This window comes from Acinetobacter baumannii (assembly GCF_009759685.1).
Taxonomy (GTDB): Bacteria; Pseudomonadota; Gammaproteobacteria; order Pseudomonadales; family Moraxellaceae; genus Acinetobacter; species Acinetobacter baumannii.
This window is the reverse complement of the sequence record NZ_CP046654.1, coordinates 1,563,756-1,578,202: the sequence shown is the minus strand read 5'-3', so window position 1 is coordinate 1,578,202 and position 14,447 is coordinate 1,563,756. Positions and strand designations below refer to the sequence as shown.

The following is a 14,447-nucleotide window of genomic DNA, read 5'->3' as shown; positions in this document are numbered from 1 at the left end:
GGTTCACTTAGTAATTTCACTTGTAGTTATCAAGCTTGGCTTAAATTTAGCCACCCTCACATTATTTATAAACACAGACTCAGCAACAATCAAGTGCAGCTCGTCAGATTTTTAGGATTTATCATTTTTCATTACACTTTTTACATAAAAAATGCTCAGAAATCTCACCATATGATTTATCCACTCACTTTAAAAATAAAAAAGGCTCTTAAACAGAGCCTTTTTTATCGTTATCCACGAGCTTTTGATTTTGGTTTACTTTTACCACCAAATGGTCTCTTTTCACCTGTCTCACGAGGTGGTAGACCCGTATGTTGAGTCAGTACCTGCCCTTTTTGCGGTCGTTTATGCTGATTTTTATTTTGAACTGTTTGACCTGAACGCTTCACTGAATCGCCCGCAACAGTCGAGTTCTTCTTACGTGCAGATTTATATTCTCCTTCCGCCCCTTTCGGTTGATAAGTTGGAATTAAATGTTGCTTTGAATTACCAATTAAATCAGCACGGCCCATTTCTTTAAGTGCTTCACGAAGTAATGGCCAGTTATTTGGATCGTGGTAACGTAAGAATGCTTTGTGCAGACGACGGCGTTTTTCACCTTTTACAATGTCTACATTTTCAGTGTAACGCGCCACTTTTGCGAGTGGGTTTTTCCCTGAATAATACATGGTTGTCGCAGTTGCCATCGGTGATGGGTAGAACGTCTGTACCTGATCGGCACGGAAACCATTCTTCTTCAGCCAGATCGCAAGATGCATCATGTCATAATCAGAAGTACCTGGGTGTGCAGCAATAAAGTAAGGAATTAAATATTGCTCTTTTCCTGCTTCTTTACTAAAACGATCAAACATTTGTTTGAAACGGTCATACGTACCAATACCCGGTTTCATCATCTTAGATAACGGGCCTTGTTCAGTATGCTCTGGTGCAATTTTTAAATAACCGCCAACATGGTGTTGTACTAGCTCTTTGACATATTCAGGGTTCAATACTGCAAGGTCATAACGTAATCCCGACCCAATCAGAATCTTCTTCACCCCTTTAATCGCACGTGCTTTACGATAAAGCTGTACTAAAGGTGCATGATCGGTATGCAAGTTTTGACAAACACCCGGATATACACAAGAAGGTTTACGACAGTTCTTCTCAATTTCAGGGTCTTTACAATGCAAACGGTACATGTTTGCTGTTGGACCACCTAAGTCTGAAATAATACCGGTGAAGTTCGGCGCTGTATCACGAATTTTCTCGATCTCACGTAAGATCGAATCTTCCGAACGGTTTTGGATAATACGGCCTTCATGTTCTGTAATCGAACAGAATGTACAACCACCAAAACAGCCACGCATAATATTGACCGAGAATTTGATCATATCAAATGCAGGGAAACGCGCATCTCCATATGCAGGATGCGGCAAACGTGCATATGGCAAATCAAATACATAATCCATTTCCTCTGTGGTTAGAGGAATTGGAGGTGGATTGATCCAGACATCACGCTCACCATGACGTTGAACCAAAGCACGTGCATTACCCGGGTTGGTTTCAAGGTGCAAAATACGGTTTGCATGTGCATAAAGTACTTGATCATTCGCCACTTCTTCAAAAGAAGGTAAACGAATTACAGCCAATTCTCGCGGAGGTAACTTGTGTTTAATCGCTTTTGACTGAGCAGGCTTTAGCTGAACAATCTGAGTATTTTCATCAAGTTGGTCGCCTTCACGTACAATCGGATTTGCAACAATTTCTTTTTGAAAACCTTGATATTGAGCTAGTGTGTTGCCTTTATCTTTCTCAATTTCACAACCATCAATATCTTCAGTCATGACATATGGGTTAATAATTGGGTCAACACGCCCAATCGTATCTACATCATTACTGGCAATTTCAACAAATTTTGCTTTAGCCGCTTTGTTATGTTTATTAATAATAAATGCTGTACCACGAACATCTGTAATCTCGTGGATTTTTTCACCTTTAGCCAAACGGTGCATCACATCAATAATGGCACGTTCACCATTACCATACATAAGCATATCGGCTTTTGAATCCATCAAAATTGAACGACGGACTTTGTCTGACCAATAATCATAGTGCGCAATACGACGTAAACTACCCTCAATACCACCTAATAGTACAGGTACATCTGGGAATGCTTCACGACAACGTTGGCAATAAACCGTTGCCGCACGGTCAGGGCGTTTATTTGGTTCGTTATTAGGAGAATATGCATCATCCGAACGGATTTTACGATCTGCCGTATAGCGGTTGATCATCGAATCCATATTGCCCGCAGTCACTCCCCAAGCAATCGTTGGCTTACCCAATACACGGAAACTTTCAACATTGGTCCAGTCTGGCTGTGCAATAATACCGACACGGAAACCTTGCGCTTCCAATACCCGTCCAATCACACCCGATACAAATGATGGATGATCAATATAAGCATCGCCACAGACTAAAATAAAGTCACACGCATCCCAGCCGAGTTGGTCCATTTCTTCTCGTGACATCGGCAAAAATGGCGCTGGTTCAAAACACGACGCCCAATATTTGTCGTAATCAAACAACGCTTTTGGCGCAGTTTGCATAGTATAAGCGGTAGACATGGCTTGCGAATCTCGGCTAGCAGATGGAGGAGAGACATCTAAAGATGAAAGCCGATCATTTTAACATGAATTTCATTCATTTTCCTTGTTTATAAAACACGCGAAAACAACAATATAGAAATTAATTTGATTAAAGTTTACTCAATATTTTATTCTTAGATTAAATACGGCGGAATAAAATCCGCCGCAGATCGAACTCATTTATTTATATGACTTAGAAGAGAGCTTTTGGTAAACGAATCTGAATAATCTCGTTATCATCGGCCAACTTTGCATTACGTCCCGTCGACCCAGGGAAGTTATTATCATTGAAAACCGTCAGTGTTGTACCATTTTCAATAATTACATCTTCAATGGTTTCAAATGGGAAGGCAAAAACCTGTCCCGTACTAATATCCCCTGCTCTAGCTGTGCCATACAACATATTCGGGTTAGCAATTTTAATTAAATCGACTAAGTCTTCGCGGCTGACCAGCTGGCCTGACTCAATTAATTTAATACGAATTAATTTTTTATAGCCGCCTAAATTATTCTGCGTGGCATCACGTTCAATAATAATACCCTCATTATTATTAAAAAGTTGGAAATCACCAATATTGGTTGCTTTACTGTCTAACTGGAACCAATAATATTTTCCTGTATACGCTTTTTTCTTAATATCGAATTGGGAAATCAACAGTTGTCTTTCTGTTTCCCGAATTGATTTAATTGGCTTTTCTATAAGCGGATAGAGATATTGTCCATCTGGTGAAATCGCCATTCCTTCAAAACCGCCACTTTGTTGAACAAGAGGTTCCACAAAATTAATTTGTGCTTTATTAAATTGATTTTGTGGTGAACGTAATTCTTGAGTTGGATTTAATGGATTTGGTAAAGGAATCGGAGCGTCTAAAAGTACACCATCTGCTGAGAAATGGAGTAAGTATGGACCAAATTCATCTCCAATCCAGTAAGTCCCATCACTAGTACGCTGCATCGACTCTGGGTCAAAATCAGCACCCGTTAATAAACGCTCAGGCGTATTACCATTGATGATATTAAATGGAATTAATTTATTCGGATCACGCAGTTGGATAAAACTTTGTACAGTAACTTGACCGGTGCCTTTAGTTTTAGTTTTGAAATCAGGCTTTATTTTATAAATACGAAGTAAAAAGTCTGATGAATTATCTTGAGTCCCAAAACCGTTATCGGCCATTGCCATATAACTGCCATCTTCATTTTTTAATGCAGCAGAAAATCCCTGTACAGGTTGACCTTTAAACGGAGGATAAATTCCATTTGCACCTTTCACATATGCCCCTGAGTCTGGTCCAGCAGCATAAGTTTCTACAGGTAACTTAGCAAAAGAAATTAGAGTTGGTTCGGTAACGTTTTCAGTAGGCGAAGTTTGATCTTGATCGTTATCATCGTTACATGCCGTCAATCCTAAACTGGCACAGCATAATAATGCGATTAAAGTTTTTTTGCTCATGATTTTATACAATTGGTAAAAAATTAAGCAAATTTAATCAAGCTTGTATGAAGTTTTTGCTTCAAAAATATGAAATCTTTATGGCGAAAATATGACAAGCCTATTGTTTAGCACCCAATAGAAAACTGAACTTGTTAGTAAAGCTAATTAAAGTTTTGTTGGCTGATATTCTCCAGCAATTGCTGCTTTTAAAAATTTTTGGAAAGTGGGACATTCCATATGATTTTCAGCAGGACATACAGCAGCGTGTTCTAATCCCTGGCTGATAAAATGCAATCGCTTTGCCATTTGCTCTAATTGTTCAGCTTTATCTTTTAGTTTTTGACGGTCAAGATCAGGCTTACCATCTTGCCCAAACATTGTAGCAATTTCATTTAAAGAAAAACCTGCAGCACGTCCTAAAGCAATAAGTGCCAGTTGATCAAGCACCTGCTTACCATACTGCCGACGCAAACCTTGCCGCCCTATCGATTTAATTAGTCCTTTCTCTTCATAAAAACGTAGTGTAGCGGTTGTGACTTTTGCCTTTTTAGAAACTTCACCAATATCCATAACATCCTCTTGACTTCAAGTGAACTTGAACTTGCACAATAAATTTATCACGTTTCATACGTATAAAAGCAAGGTGTAAAAATGAATACCTCCACTCTGTTCTTTCAAGCTTTATGTCTTGGTATTGGTGCAACCATCGTTCTGGATATATGGCTATTAATACTAAAAATATTTAATGTCCCGACTTTAAACTTTGCCTTTCTTGGACGTTGGGTGGGCTGGATATTTCAAGGAAAACTTGTCCATCAATCTATTGCTAAAAGTCCTCCAATGAAGGGGGAATATTTATTAGGCTGGATTGCTCACTATAGTGTCGGAATTATCTTCGCATTGAGCTTTCTTTTAATTGTAGGTTCGACTTGGCTCGACCACCCTCAGTTTTACTCAGCACTACTGTTTGGTTTGGTCACCGTTCTTATTCCTTTTTTTATTATGCAACCAGCTATGGGTAGTGGTTTTGCCTCATCAAAAACACCTCATCCTTTTTTGAACTGTCTGAAAAGTTTGCTGAACCATAGTGTTTTTGGCTGTGGTTTATATCTCACTGCAAAACTATTTCAAATTTAAATAAAGGGAAACTTCCATGAAAACTGTTGCCATTATTTACCATAGCCGCCAAGGCCATACTCAATTTATTGCTCAGCAAATTCAAATTGGCGTCTTGAGCCATCACAATATTAAAGCAGATTTACTCAATGCCGAGGATCTTATCGAGCGCTCAGGAATTCTTATCCAATATGACGGATTAATTTGGGGATCTCCCACTTATTTAGGTGGTGTATCTTCCAAGTTAAAACAGCTCATGGATGCAACTGGTCCATTATGGAAAAAACAAAGTTTTAAAGGAAAATTAGCGGCTGGGTTTACCGTTTCATCTCTTCCTGCTGGTGATAAACAATCCACACTAATTTCAATTTTTACTTTTTGCATGCAACACGGCATGTTATGGGTAGGTAACCCAATTCTACCAGAACAGCATCAAGGTGTTGCCTATACACAAGCAGCTAACCGACTCGGTTCATGGTCAGGTTTAATGGCTCAGGCTGAACATGCTAGTAATGCAGATGGTTTTGATGAAGGAGATATTAAAACTGCTCAACAATTTGGTGAAAATTTTGCATTGACCTTAAATGCTTATCAAGGGACTTAACACCATAGTTGAAAAATACCTGTAAGTTAAAACGTACAAAATTTGGGGTCATTAACGGATATTCAACTTGAGTATTTTTTCATAACATATAAATCATAGAGAGACAGGAAGTCTCATTGAAGAAGAATAAGAACGCAGGAAGCGGTAGTTGACAGGAGTTAGCTACATAAAGCTGAATACGAAGAAACCTCGACAGGATGTCGGGGTTTTTTCATTTCAATAATACAAAAATCTTACTTTTTGCTTGGGCTGAGCAACAGAACTTATATTGATCCGATAAATACGGCTGAATACCATCATTTCATTTGAAATTTGATTATTGGTTTTGTATTTTGCTTACCTCATCTTTAGCTCAAGATCATTTTGCACCATCACAATTACAGCGCCTTAGTCTCAAATTTTTTATTATTGCGTTGATGACAATAATGACGGGATGTACAAGTTTAGGCCCTAATAGCGGTTCATTTTCTTGGCGCTCAAGTAAGCTTTCGTCTGGCTTACAAAAAGCTTATTCCGTTCCGCCAAGTACAGCAAATCGCCTATCTCCAATGATTATTCAAAGCGCTGATAGATATAATGTTCCACCGCTTTTATTGGCAGCCGTGATCAGGCAAGAGTCTAGCTATAATAGTAATGCTCGCTCTCCCACCGGGGCTATTGGGTTAACACAAATTATTCCCAGTTATTGGCAACAAACTTGTGCTGGTAACTTGTATGATGAATCTACCAACATCCAATGTGGTGCTTATATTTTAAATCATTACTATCAGACAGCAGATAGCTGGTTCAAAGCGACAGCATATTATAATGTTGGTCCAACAGGATATGAACGAAGTTTCTGGACACGCCACAAAGCAAAAAAATATGCTCGATCTGTGAAACGTCATCAGAAAACTTTAAAAAGTGCTTTATAAATTAAGATTAAATAAAAAAGCCCATTTATTCATGGGCTTTTTTATACGATTAATTTTATTCGTCAAATAAACCTTCAAATAAAACAGAAGATAAATAGCGTTCCCCACTATCTGGAAGAATAACAACAATTGTTTTACCTGCATTTTCAGGACGTTCTGCAATTTTAGCCGCTGCTGCCAATGCAGCACCACTTGAAATACCCACTAAAATACCTTCTTGGGTGGCACAATTTCTCGCCCATTGAATTGCTTCTTCACTACTCACTGGTAAGACTTCATCAACCAGATCTAAATCAAGATTCTTTGGAATAAAGTTTGCTCCAATTCCCTGAATTTTATGCGGTGCTGGTGTAATGTTCTCACCTTTTTTTGTTTGAGTAATAATTGGAGACTCAGCAGGTTCAACTGCTACTGAGTACAATGGCTTATTCTGAACTTGTTCAAAATAACGAGAAATACCCGTAATCGTACCTCCTGTACCTACACCAGCTACCAAGATATCAACTTGCCCACCTGTTGCTTGCCAGATTTCTGGTCCAGTTGTATCAACATGAATTTGTGGATTAGCTGGGTTTTCAAACTGTTGTGGCAAGAAATAAATTTCTGGCTGTTCAGTTGCTAATCGCACAGCTTCATCAACTGCACCTTTCATTCCCTTCGCTGGTTCGGTTAGGACTAAATTAGCACCGAGTGCTTTTAACACTTTTCTACGCTCAAGGCTCATGCTTGCAGGCATAGTTAAAGTAATGGAATAACCTTTTGCCGCCGCTACGAACGCCAAAGCAATACCAGTATTACCACTGGTTGGTTCAACAATATGCATGCCTTCTTTTAGCACACCACGTTTTTCCGCATCTGCAATAAGCGCCGCCCCGATACGACATTTCACAGAAAAAGCTGGGTTACGACTTTCTACTTTGGCTAAAACGGTTGCGCCCGTTTTAATCAAACGGTTAATACGTACTAAAGGTGTATTACCAATAGCTTCGGCATTATTTGAATAAACTGCGATACCTAAATTATTGGGTGTTGGGAATTGTGGATCAGTAGACATGTTATATCCTTATTAGATTTGGAATGATTCTGAATCATTATAGGCTTGTCAGTTAAACAGGAAAGTAGAAAAAGTGAAGTAAAATAAAAAATGGAATTTACATTAAAAATAAAAAGATATAAAAATAGTAAAATCAAATACTTAAAATATATAGTATCCAATCCAAAGTAAACTTTCGCTGCAGCATTAAAGCCCAAGTATAATTACTACCAAAGTTCACCTTCTCGCCAATCTGCACAAATAGTGTCCTCTTCTGAACTATTTGATAGCTGGTCTTTCATCTGAATATTTAAAGAATATAGCATAATTTCATACTCATCCGTTAGATAACTGAAAGTGTTTTGTTTGATAGATAAATTTCCTTTCCAAACAGTCCATCCTAATTTTTCATAAAATGCTTCATCTTCTGGTTGTAATGCAGCAAGCCCATATTCCAGATGAGTTAATGTGTCTACTAAATATTTTAATAATTGTGATGCAAGCCCCTTACCTCTCATCGTGTAATCAGTGGTCACATACTCTACATAAGCAGTTTTCACATCGGAACTACCATTTATGGTAAAAACTCTATCCGTCCATAAGGCATGTGAGACAATTTGATTGTTTAATATACCAGCGACATGAATAGCTTTTTGCATAAAAGCATATTGAGTCCAAGGATCTTCATCAAAAGCAGAAAAACATAACTCAGCAATCTGATGACGTTGATTTCTATCTAGATCTTGGGCTGCGATAATTTTGAACTGCATAGATGAAAACTCAATTTGAACTATTTATAGATTAAGCAAATATTGGAATATTATGAAATTATTCTTTATTCCATTATTTTAGTTTTAATAATTCTTTATTGATTGCTTTCCCATATAAAAAAACACCCCAACCTCTTTTGAGATTGGGGTGTTTAGAATAATGAGCTGGCGATGACTTACTCTCACATGGGTAATCCCACACTACCATCAGCGCTAAGAGGTTTCACTTCTGAGTTCGGGAAGGGATCAGGTGGTTCACTCTTGCTATGGTCGCCAGCACAACTGTTTATGGATACTTGCTTGGGTCTTATTTGATGCCGAAGCGTTTTCCAAATCTGTAACAGACTGGGCTGATTGAATCTTACTTTATCTGTTCATTTTAGCTAGAGGTATAACTAAATCAAGTTGTCTTGCATATTTAAGAATCGATTGATGCTTCATATACAACTGCTTGGGTGTTGTATAGTCAAGCCTCACGAGCAATTAGTATTGGTCAGCTTCACATATCACTATGCTTCCACATCCAACCTATCAACGTCCTAGTCTCGAACGGCTCTTTAGAGGACATAAAGTCCTAGGGAAATCTTATCTTGAGGTAGGCTTCCCGCTTAGATGCTTTCAGCGGTTATCCCTTCCGAACATAGCTACCCGGCGATGCGACTGGCGTCACAACCGGTACACCAGAGGTTCGTCCACTCTGGTCCTCTCGTACTAGGAGCAGATCCTCTCAAATTTCCAGCGCCCACGGTAGATAGGGACCGAACTGTCTCACGACGTTCTAAACCCAGCTCGCGTACCTCTTTAAATGGCGAACAGCCATACCCTTGGGACCTGCTTCAGCCCCAGGATGAGATGAGCCGACATCGAGGTGCCAAACACCGCCGTCGATATGAACTCTTGGGCGGTATCAGCCTGTTATCCCCAGAGTACCTTTTATCCGTTGAGCGATGGCCCTTCCATACAGAACCACCGGATCACTAAGACCTACTTTCGTACCTGCTCGACTTGTGGGTCTCGCAGTTAAGCGCGCTTTTGCCTTTATACTCTACGCGTGATTTCCGACCACGCTGAGCGCACCTTCGTACTCCTCCGTTACTCTTTAGGAGGAGACCGCCCCAGTCAAACTACCCACCAGACACGGTCCTCGTCCCGGATCACGGGACAGAGTTAGAACCTCAACATTACCAGGGTGGTATTTCAAGGACGGCTCCACTGGAACTAGCGTTCCAGCTTCAAAGCCTCCCACCTATCCTACACAAGTAAGGTCAAAGTTCAGTGTCAAGCTGCAGTAAAGGTTCACGGGGTCTTTCCGTCTAGCCGCGGGTACACTGCATCTTCACAGCGATTTCGATTTCACTGAGCCTCTGCTGGAGACAGCGCCGCCATCATTATGCCATTCGTGCAGGTCGGAACTTACCCGACAAGGAATTTCGCTACCTTAGGACCGTTATAGTTACGGCCGCCGTTTACTGGGGCTTCGATCAAGAGCTTCGCTTACGCTAACCCCATCAATTAACCTTCCAGCACCGGGCAGGCATCACACCCTATACGTCCACTTTCGTGTTTGCAGAGTGCTATGTTTTTAATAAACAGTTGCAGCGGCCTGGTTTCTGCGGCTGTCGTCAGCTCAGGAAGCGAGTTCCATCACCAACAACAGCGTACCTTCTCCCGAAGTTACGGTACCATTTTGCCTAGTTCCTTCAGCAGAGTTCTCTCAAGCGCCTTGGTCTACTCGACCTGACCACCTGTGTCGGTTTCGGGTACGATTCCTGTGTAACTGAAGCTTAGAGACTTTTCCTGGAAGCATGGCATCAACCACTTCGCTGTACAAGTACAGCTTGCTATCAGATCTCAGCATAGAGTACCCCGGATTTGCCTAAGATACATGCCTACATCCTTTCACCTGGACAACCAACGCCAGGCTGATTTAGCCTTCTCCGTCCTCTCATCGCATTACACAGAAGTAATGGAATATTAACCATTTTCCCATCGACTACGCCTTTCGGCCTCGCCTTAGGGGTCGACTCACCCAGCCCCGATTAACGTTGGACTGGAACCCTTGGTCTTTCGGCGAACGGGTTTTTCACCCGTTTTGTCGTTACTCACGTCAGCATTCGCACTTCTGATACCTCCAGCATGCTTCTCAACACACCTTCATCGGCTTACAGAACGCTCCCCTACCACGTATACAAAGTATACATCCGCAGCTTCGGCACATAGTTTTAGCCCCGTTACATCTTCCGCGCAGGCCGACTCGACTAGTGAGCTATTACGCTTTCTTTAAAGGGTGGCTGCTTCTAAGCCAACCTCCTAGCTGTCTATGCCTTCCCACATCGTTTCCCACTTAACTATGATTTTGGGGCCTTAGCTGGCGGTCTGGATTGTTTTCCTCTTGACTACGGACGTTAGCACCCGCAGTCTGTCTCCCGGATAGTACTCATAGGTATTCGGAGTTTGCATCGGTTTGGTAAGTCGGGATGACCCCCTAGCCGAAACAGTGCTCTACCCCCTATGGTATTCGTCCGAGGCGCTACCTAAATAGCTTTCGGGGAGAACCAGCTATCACCAGGCTTGATTAGCCTTTCACCCCTATCCACAAGTCATCCCCTGGCTTTTCAACGACAGTGGGTTCGGTCCTCCAGTTAGTGTTACCCAACCTTCAACCTGCTCATGGATAGATCGCCTGGTTTCGGGTCTATACCCAGCAACTAAACGCCCTATTAAGACTCGATTTCTCTACGGCTCCCCTATACGGTTAACCTCGCTACTGAATATAAGTCGCTGACCCATTATACAAAAGGTACGCAGTCACACCACAAAGGTGCTCCCACTGCTTGTATGCATGCGGTTTCAGGATCTATTTCACTCCCCTCACAGGGGTTCTTTTCGCCTTTCCCTCACGGTACTGGTTCACTATCGGTCAGTCAGGAGTATTTAGCCTTGGAGGATGGTCCCCCCATATTCAGACAAGGTTTCACGTGCCTCGCCCTACTCGTCATCATTATGTGTGCCCTTTCGTGTACGGGAATATCACCCTCTACGTTCGCACTTCCCAGAGCGTTCCACTAAAACACACATAACTTAATGGGCTGATCCCCGTTCGCTCGCCGCTACTGAGGGAATCTCAATTGATTTCTTTTCCTAAGGGTACTGAGATGTTTCACTTCCCCTCGTTCGCCTTGCAACACTATGTATTCATGTTGCAATACCTACCTTAAAGTAGGTGGGTTCCCCCATTCAGACATCTCCGGATCAAAGGATATTTGCCGCCTCCCCGGAGCTTTTCGCAGGCTATCACGTCTTTCATCGCCTCTGACTGCCAAGGCATCCACCACATGCACTTAATTACTTGACTATACAACCCCAAACAGTCGATGTTACCTACAAGTTAGTAACTTCAACATTTCAGTTTAGAGCACTGTGCACTTAAGCACTGTACAGCTTCAATCTAAATTCACATACCAAAACGCTTGATTCAGTTAATTTGCTAGTTCTCAATTCATCTAGATTAATTGCTTAACCTAAACTCTTGAGTGAACAATTTATTTCAGACTCAATTTTGCCAATCTGTTAATGAGTTAATGTGTCTTCGTCAGATCACACTAATTACCGTGATAATGAAATCACAGAAGTTAATAAACCAAGATCTCAATCTTTATTTACTAATTTCTGTAATCCGAACTTATCTTAAGTTCTGGTGGAGACTAGGAGAGTCGAACTCCTGACCTCCTGCGTGCAAAGCAGGCGCTCTACCAACTAAGCTAAGTCCCCAGCTTACATCATCAATCATGTATCTTTTATCTATAACTTCAACCAGTCAAAGTCATGGTGGGTCTGACAAGACTTGAACTTGTGACCCCACGCTTATCAAGCGTGTGCTCTAACCAACTGAGCTACAGACCCTCAGATACATCTATGAAGAACAACTTGTTGTGGATTCTTACCAATCGTCAATCTTTCGTTAAGGAGGTGATCCAGCCGCAGGTTCCCCTACGGCTACCTTGTTACGACTTCACCCCAGTCATCGGCCACACCGTGGTAACCGCCCTCTTTGCAGTTAGGCTAGCTACTTCTGGTGCAACAAACTCCCATGGTGTGACGGGCGGTGTGTACAAGGCCCGGGAACGTATTCACCGCGGCATTCTGATCCGCGATTACTAGCGATTCCGACTTCATGGAGTCGAGTTGCAGACTCCAATCCGGACTACGATCGGCTTTTTGAGATTAGCATCACATCGCTGTGTAGCAACCCTTTGTACCGACCATTGTAGCACGTGTGTAGCCCTGGCCGTAAGGGCCATGATGACTTGACGTCGTCCCCGCCTTCCTCCAGTTTGTCACTGGCAGTATCCTTAAAGTTCCCATCCGAAATGCTGGCAAGTAAGGAAAAGGGTTGCGCTCGTTGCGGGACTTAACCCAACATCTCACGACACGAGCTGACGACAGCCATGCAGCACCTGTATCTAGATTCCCGAAGGCACCAATCCATCTCTGGAAAGTTTCTAGTATGTCAAGGCCAGGTAAGGTTCTTCGCGTTGCATCGAATTAAACCACATGCTCCACCGCTTGTGCGGGCCCCCGTCAATTCATTTGAGTTTTAGTCTTGCGACCGTACTCCCCAGGCGGTCTACTTATCGCGTTAGCTGCGCCACTAAAGCCTCAAAGGCCCCAACGGCTAGTAGACATCGTTTACGGCATGGACTACCAGGGTATCTAATCCTGTTTGCTCCCCATGCTTTCGTACCTCAGCGTCAGTATTAGGCCAGATGGCTGCCTTCGCCATCGGTATTCCTCCAGATCTCTACGCATTTCACCGCTACACCTGGAATTCTACCATCCTCTCCCATACTCTAGCTCACCAGTATCGAATGCAATTCCCAAGTTAAGCTCGGGGATTTCACATCCGACTTAATAAGCCGCCTACGCACGCTTTACGCCCAGTAAATCCGATTAACGCTCGCACCCTCTGTATTACCGCGGCTGCTGGCACAGAGTTAGCCGGTGCTTATTCTGCGAGTAACGTCCACTATCTCTAGGTATTAACTAAAGTAGCCTCCTCCTCGCTTAAAGTGCTTTACAACCATAAGGCCTTCTTCACACACGCGGCATGGCTGGATCAGGGTTCCCCCCATTGTCCAATATTCCCCACTGCTGCCTCCCGTAGGAGTCTGGGCCGTGTCTCAGTCCCAGTGTGGCGGATCATCCTCTCAGACCCGCTACAGATCGTCGCCTTGGTAGGCCTTTACCCCACCAACTAGCTAATCCGACTTAGGCTCATCTATTAGCGCAAGGTCCGAAGATCCCCTGCTTTCTCCCGTAGGACGTATGCGGTATTAGCATCCCTTTCGAGATGTTGTCCCCCACTAATAGGCAGATTCCTAAGCATTACTCACCCGTCCGCCGCTAGGTCCGGTAGCAAGCTACCTTCCCCCGCTCGACTTGCATGTGTTAAGCCTGCCGCCAGCGTTCAATCTGAGCCATGATCAAACTCTTCAGTTAAAATCATTTTGCACCTTATTTATAGACAAGGTGCCAATTCTGGCTCATCAATTACTGACTTAAATTTCGCTCAAATAAACTTCGAGTAATTTAAACCAATCAATCAATGAAAATTATTTCGATTAATCAATCAGTAAAAATCCACACAAGTTGTTCTTCAATTCTCTTAATGATCTTCTTACTGGTTCGTCACCAGCAAGCTAGGTCGGCTATATTACTCTTAATCTCTTAAAAGTCAACAGGTAATTTCGATATTTTTAAAACTCATTCTCTAAACCAACTTACCATCAAATTCATCACTTAAAGCAACCAATCTAATCACAAGTAACTGTTTTTCAACAAGTTTCTATCTGCATCACCGCCGATGGATGTGCATTATAGACCATCTCTCTCCCTTTGCAAGCGAAAATTAAAATTTAATGACTCGAGCGTTTATTTTTAAATCA

8 protein-coding genes, 2 tRNA genes and 3 rRNA genes are annotated in these 14,447 nt (G+C 42.1%); 3 read left to right on the top strand and 10 right to left on the bottom strand.

All coding sequences use genetic code 11. The features are described from left to right. Positions 1-230 precede the first annotated feature (230 nt). The 3 genes from GO593_RS07515 to GO593_RS07505 all read right to left on the bottom strand — a co-directional run bounded on the left by GO593_RS07515 (position 231) and on the right by GO593_RS07505 (position 4,635). A complete protein-coding gene (locus tag GO593_RS07515) occupies positions 231-2,609 on the bottom strand; it encodes a YgiQ family radical SAM protein (protein ID WP_000102049.1) in 2,379 nt (792 codons plus the stop codon). 214 nt (positions 2,610-2,823) lie between these two features. Then, positions 2,824-4,083: an esterase-like activity of phytase family protein gene (locus GO593_RS07510; protein WP_000039487.1), complete on the bottom strand. Its 1,260-nt coding sequence runs from the start codon at positions 4,081-4,083 to the stop codon at positions 2,824-2,826. Positions 4,084-4,230: 147 nt separating this feature from the next. Continuing rightward, the gene (locus GO593_RS07505) at positions 4,231-4,635 is read right to left on the bottom strand and encodes a helix-turn-helix domain-containing protein (protein ID WP_000351004.1); all 405 of its coding nucleotides are present in this window, start codon (positions 4,633-4,635) and stop codon (positions 4,231-4,233) included. Positions 4,636-4,716: 81 nt separating this feature from the next. Between GO593_RS07505 and GO593_RS07500 the strand changes: the two genes are divergently transcribed. From GO593_RS07500 to GO593_RS07490, 3 genes are all read left to right on the top strand, one after another. Further along, complete coding sequence (locus GO593_RS07500; RefSeq protein WP_001098164.1) at positions 4,717-5,202, top strand: DUF2938 domain-containing protein; 486 nt, start codon at positions 4,717-4,719, stop codon at positions 5,200-5,202. 16 nt (positions 5,203-5,218) lie between these two features. Next, positions 5,219-5,785: a flavodoxin family protein gene (locus GO593_RS07495; RefSeq protein WP_000859331.1), complete on the top strand. Its 567-nt coding sequence runs from the start codon at positions 5,219-5,221 to the stop codon at positions 5,783-5,785. Positions 5,786-6,090: 305 nt separating this feature from the next. Then, on the top strand, positions 6,091-6,699 hold the full coding sequence (locus GO593_RS07490) for a lytic transglycosylase domain-containing protein (protein ID WP_000667181.1): 609 nt from the start codon (positions 6,091-6,093) through the stop codon (positions 6,697-6,699). Between the two features lie 55 nt (positions 6,700-6,754). Here GO593_RS07490 and cysK read toward each other — a convergent pair whose 3' ends face one another. From cysK to GO593_RS07455, 7 genes are all read right to left on the bottom strand, one after another. Continuing rightward, positions 6,755-7,753 carry a cysteine synthase A gene (cysK, locus tag GO593_RS07485; RefSeq protein WP_000102368.1) on the bottom strand — a complete coding sequence of 333 codons (999 nt, stop codon included), beginning with the start codon at positions 7,751-7,753 and terminating at the stop codon, positions 6,755-6,757. Positions 7,754-7,959: 206 nt separating this feature from the next. Further along, a complete protein-coding gene (locus GO593_RS07480; RefSeq protein WP_001159740.1) occupies positions 7,960-8,502 on the bottom strand; it encodes a GNAT family N-acetyltransferase in 543 nt (180 codons plus the stop codon). Positions 8,503-8,665: 163 nt separating this feature from the next. Further along, positions 8,666-8,780: ribosomal RNA gene (gene rrf, locus GO593_RS07475) — 5S ribosomal RNA — on the bottom strand. Between the two features lie 184 nt (positions 8,781-8,964). Further along, positions 8,965-11,857, bottom strand: a 23S ribosomal RNA gene (locus GO593_RS07470). Positions 11,858-12,197: 340 nt separating this feature from the next. Beyond that, positions 12,198-12,273: transfer RNA gene (locus tag GO593_RS07465), tRNA-Ala, on the bottom strand. A gap of 55 nt (positions 12,274-12,328) precedes the next feature. After that, positions 12,329-12,405 (bottom strand) — tRNA-Ile (locus GO593_RS07460). Between the two features lie 59 nt (positions 12,406-12,464). Further along, positions 12,465-14,001: ribosomal RNA gene (locus GO593_RS07455) — 16S ribosomal RNA — on the bottom strand. The 16S, 23S and 5S rRNA genes sit together here with 2 tRNA genes alongside, the layout of an rRNA operon. Positions 14,002-14,447 lie beyond the last annotated feature (446 nt).

Excerpts from the sequence above, each read along its gene's own strand:
- GO593_RS07495 (WP_000859331.1), top strand. The coding sequence starts at position 5,219 with ATGAAAACTGTTGCCATTATTTACCATAGCCGCCAAGGCCATACTCAA.
- GO593_RS07480 (WP_001159740.1), bottom strand. The coding sequence starts at position 8,502 with ATGCAGTTCAAAATTATCGCAGCCCAAGATCTAGATAGAAATCAACGT.
- GO593_RS07510 (WP_000039487.1), bottom strand. The coding sequence starts at position 4,083 with ATGAGCAAAAAAACTTTAATCGCATTATTATGCTGTGCCAGTTTAGGA.
- GO593_RS07515 (WP_000102049.1), bottom strand. The coding sequence starts at position 2,609 with ATGTCTACCGCTTATACTATGCAAACTGCGCCAAAAGCGTTGTTTGAT.
- GO593_RS07500 (WP_001098164.1), top strand. The coding sequence starts at position 4,717 with ATGAATACCTCCACTCTGTTCTTTCAAGCTTTATGTCTTGGTATTGGT.
- cysK (WP_000102368.1), bottom strand. The coding sequence starts at position 7,753 with ATGTCTACTGATCCACAATTCCCAACACCCAATAATTTAGGTATCGCA.
- GO593_RS07505 (WP_000351004.1), bottom strand. The coding sequence starts at position 4,635 with ATGGATATTGGTGAAGTTTCTAAAAAGGCAAAAGTCACAACCGCTACA.